General features: G+C 65.6%; 5 protein-coding genes and 1 pseudogene. 4 read left to right on the forward strand and 2 right to left on the reverse strand.

The window, feature by feature from the left end:
* Nucleotides 1-189 (reverse strand): annotated as a pseudogene (locus tag G3436_RS22110) (acyl-CoA dehydrogenase); the annotation flags it as partial.
* 133 nt (nucleotides 190-322) lie between these two features.
* On the opposite strand from G3436_RS22110, the gene olsB reads away from it, so the two are divergent.
* Nucleotides 323-1,078, forward strand: coding sequence for an L-ornithine N(alpha)-acyltransferase (olsB, locus tag G3436_RS22115; protein WP_163949483.1), 756 nt, complete (start codon nucleotides 323-325; stop codon nucleotides 1,076-1,078).
* On the forward strand, nucleotides 1,078-1,863 hold the full coding sequence (locus G3436_RS22120) for a lysophospholipid acyltransferase family protein (RefSeq protein ID WP_163949487.1): 786 nt from the start codon (nucleotides 1,078-1,080) through the stop codon (nucleotides 1,861-1,863). The genes olsB and G3436_RS22120 overlap by 1 nt, the downstream gene beginning before the upstream one ends.
* Here the strand turns inward: G3436_RS22120 and G3436_RS22125 are convergent.
* The gene (locus tag G3436_RS22125; protein ID WP_163949491.1) at nucleotides 1,839-2,429 is read right to left on the reverse strand and encodes an acyl carrier protein phosphodiesterase; all 591 of its coding nucleotides are present in this window, start codon (nucleotides 2,427-2,429) and stop codon (nucleotides 1,839-1,841) included. The genes G3436_RS22120 and G3436_RS22125 overlap by 25 nt on opposite strands.
* Before the next feature lie 154 nt (nucleotides 2,430-2,583).
* On the opposite strand from G3436_RS22125, the gene G3436_RS22130 reads away from it, so the two are divergent.
* Nucleotides 2,584-2,886, forward strand: coding sequence for an ArsR/SmtB family transcription factor (locus tag G3436_RS22130; RefSeq protein WP_163949495.1), 303 nt, complete (start codon nucleotides 2,584-2,586; stop codon nucleotides 2,884-2,886).
* A gap of 14 nt (nucleotides 2,887-2,900) precedes the next feature.
* Nucleotides 2,901-3,982, forward strand: a 1,082-nt coding sequence (locus tag G3436_RS22135) for an MFS transporter (RefSeq protein ID WP_163949498.1), incomplete at its 3' end; no start/stop codon positions are given.

Genomic DNA, 3,982 nt, shown 5'->3' on the forward strand with positions numbered 1-3,982 from the left:
CACCCGCAACGCGGCCTGATAGCCGACCAGAAACGCCAGCCCCGGGGTAGGCAGCGCCTGCCCGCCCAGCACCGCCAGTTCGAACGGGCTGACGCTGCCCAGTTGCTGCAACAGGGCGGCGTAGGTGTCGCCCAGGCTGCGTTGCAGCGGCTGGGCGATGGGATCGTTGAGTCGTTGCAGCCAGGTCATCGGAGCGCTCCTTGGGGCTGTCATACAAGCATCACCAAAGCTTCATGGGGGTGACACCGCGTCTACCTAGGCTGAGCTTGCACAACAAAGTCGACCGGCCGCAACCCCCATGGCTGGCTTATGGAGACTCGCAATGACCCCGACCGCATGCTCTGGCGACACCCGTACCGAACGCCGCCTGCAAGCCGAACGACTGGTCGGCCCCGCCGCCCTGCACGAGGCCCAGGCGTTGCGTTACAGCGTGTTCAGCGCTGAATTCAAAGCCAAGCTCAAAGGCGCCGAGCACGGCCTGGACATGGACGACTACGATATCCATTGCCAGCATATCGGCGTACGCGACCTCAGCTCCGGCCGCCTGGTAGCCACCACGCGCCTGCTCGACCACCAGGCCGCCAGCAGCCTGGGGCGCTACTACAGCGAAGAGGAATTCAGCCTGCATGGCCTTGGCCACCTGCAAGGCCCGATCCTGGAACTGGGGCGCACCTGCGTCGATCCGGCCTACCGCAACGGTGGCACCATCGCGGTGCTGTGGGGGGAACTGGCCGAAGTGCTCAACGAAGGCCGCTACAGCTACCTGATGGGCTGCGCCAGCATCCCCATGCAGGACGGCGGCGTGCAGGCCCACGCGATCATGCAGCGCCTTCGTGAACGCTACCTGTGCAACGAACACCTGCGCGCCGAACCGAAGAAGCCGCTGCCCACTCTGGCGTTGCCGAACAACGTCATCGCCGAGCTGCCACCACTGCTCAAGGCCTACATGCGCCTGGGCGCGAAGATCTGCGGCGAGCCGTGCTGGGACGAAGACTTCCAGGTCGCCGACGTGTTCATCCTGCTCAAGCGCGACGAGCTGTGCCCGCGCTACGCCCGTCACTTCAAGGCGGCGGTGTGATGCAGCGCCTGCGCGTGTACGCACGCGTGGTCCGGGTGCTGCTGGTGGTGCTGTTCGGGCTGGGCATGGCGAGCCTGTTCAGCCTGTACGAACGCCTGCACCTGCGCACCCCCACCGACCGGCGCCAGCGCTGGTCACAACTGTTCATGACACGCCTGGGCAACGCCCTGCCCTTCAGGGTCCGGGTGATCGGCGCATGCCCGCAGCAGCCGATGCTGTGGGTCAGCAACCATGTGTCGTGGACCGACATCCCGCTGCTGGGCATGCTCACCCCGCTGTCATTCCTGTCCAAGGCCGAAGTGCGCCACTGGCCGGTGGCCGGCTGGCTTGCACTCAAGGCCGGCACCCTGTTCATCCGCCGTGGCGGTGGCGACAGCCAACTGCTGCGCACGCAGATCAGCCAGCACCTGCAGCAGGCCTGCCCGGTGCTGATCTTCCCCGAAGGCACCACCACCGACGGCCATAGCCTGCGCACCTTCCACGGGCGTCTGCTGGCCAGCGCGATCGACACCGGCACGCCGCTGCAACCGGTGGCGGTGCGCTACCTGCGTGATGGCGAGCTTGATCCGATTGCACCGTTTGTCGGCGACGACGACCTGCTGTCACACCTGATGCGTCTGTTTGCCAGCGACTGCAGCGAGGTCGAAATCCACTTGCTCGAACCCATTCCCAGTGCAGGTGAAGAACGCGCAGCCCTGGCGTTCAAGGCCCAACTGGCGATCCATGCCACCCTGTTCGGCGCCGAGCCGGTGAGCCTGCCTCAGCGGCGCGCCAAGGCCGCCTGAGCCTGCAGCACGAACGCCTGCAGTTCGGGATAGAAGTGATGGAAGTCCTCCATCAGCGGCCCATACAGCGCCTCTACTTCGCCCATCGCGCCGGCCATGCCTTCGGGGCGTGACAGGCGCCGGGCGATGCCCTTGAACACCTGTTCAAGCACCTCGAACTCGCGGTACGAGCCCAGCCAGTCGTGCGCAGCCATGTGCGGCGCGATCTGCGCCAGGCGCCCGGGCAGGTCAGGCTGCGCGGCCAGCACCTGGTACACCCGCCCGGTGAACTGGTGCAAGGGCTGCTCGGCGTAGTCCTGCCAATGCAGCGCCAGGCAGTGGTCGAAAAACACATCCAGGATGATCCCGGCATAGCGTCGCCGCTCACGCGGGAAACGCGCCAGCGCGGCCAGCACCCGCGGGTGGCTGTCGGTATACACGTCGATCTGGCGGTGCAGGCGGATCGCCGCTTCCAGAGGCAGCGAAAAGCGCCCCTCCAACGGCCCTTTGACGAAATCGCCATACAGGCTGCCAAGCAGTTGTTCGGGCAGCTGTCCGCCCAGGTGAAGGTGTGCGAGATAGTTCATAGGCGGCAGTCTAGCACCGGGCAGACGCATATCGTTATAACCCGATATAGCGATTTATGCAGTGTCTAGAACCTCTTCATATTTGTATATCGCGAAATAGCGATTTATATTTCGCCCCATCGCGATATAGCGTTACACCACCACGAGCCCACTCATGCCTCTTGATCTCGACGAAATAATAAAAGCCCTGGCCCACCCAGTACGGCGAGAAATCCTCAACTGGTTGAAAGACCCGCACACCAGCTTCCCCGACCAGCATCACAGCACCGAACACGGTGTATGTGCCGGGCAGATCGACCAGCGCTGCGGCCTGTCGCAATCCACCGTCTCTGCCCACCTGGCCACCTTGCAGCGCGCGGGGCTGATCAGCAGCCAGAAGATCGGCCAGTGGCACTTCTTCAAACGCAACGAGCAGACCATCCAGGCCTTCCTCGCGCAGATGAGCCAAGAGCTCTGACAAAGGACCCTGCAATGCCCCTTTCCCTCCTGATACTGGCGCTCAGCGCCTTTGCCATCGGCACCACCGAGTTCGTCATCATGGGCCTGCTGCCGGAAGTGGCGGTGGACCTTGGCGTGTCGATCCCCGGTGCCGGCTGGCTGGTGACCGGCTACGCGCTGGGCGTGGCCATCGGTGCGCCGTTCATGGCGCTGGCCACCGCCCGCCTGCCGCGCAAGGCGGCGCTGGTGGCGCTGATGGGCGTGTTCATCGTCGGCAACCTGCTGTGCGCGCTGGCCAGTGACTACAACGTGCTGATGTTCGCCCGCGTCGTCACCGCGCTGTGCCATGGTGCGTTCTTCGGCATCGGCTCGGTGGTGGCGGCCAACCTGGTGCCAGCCAACCGCCGCGCCTCGGCCGTCGCCCTGATGTTCACCGGCCTGACCCTGGCCAACGTGCTGGGCGTGCCGCTGGGTACCGCGCTGGGCCAGGTGTACGGCTGGCGCTCGACGTTCTGGGCGGTGACGGTGATCGGCGTGATCGCGCTGATCGGGCTGATCCGCTACCTGCCGACCAAGCGCGATGAGGAAAGACTCGACATGCGCGCTGAACTGCGTGCCCTCAAGGGTGCCGGCATCTGGCTGTCGCTGTCGATGACCGTGCTGTTCTCGGCCTCGATGTTCGCCCTGTTCACCTATGTCGCACCGCTGCTGGGCGACGTCACCGGTGTCTCGCCACGCGGCGTGACCTGGACCCTGCTGCTGATCGGCCTGGGCCTGACCCTGGGCAACATCCTCGGCGGCAAGCTGGCCGACCGTCGCCTGGGCGCGACACTGGTGGGTGTGTTCGCCGCCATGGCCATCATCTGCACCGCCCTGAGCTGGACCAGCAGTGCGCTGATCCCGGCCGAGATCACGCTGTTCCTCTGGGCCACCGCCGCGTTCGCAGCGGTGCCGGCCCTGCAGGTCAACGTGGTGAGCTTCGGCAAGGCTGCGCCCAACCTGGTGTCGACCCTCAACATCGGTGCCTTCAACCTGGGCAACGCCCTGGGCGCCTGGGTCGGCGGCAGTGTGATCGACCACGGCCTGGGCCTGACCCGCGTGCCACTGGCGGCCGC

The organism is Pseudomonas brassicae, from assembly GCF_010671725.1.
Classification (GTDB): domain Bacteria; phylum Pseudomonadota; class Gammaproteobacteria; order Pseudomonadales; family Pseudomonadaceae; genus Aquipseudomonas; species Aquipseudomonas brassicae.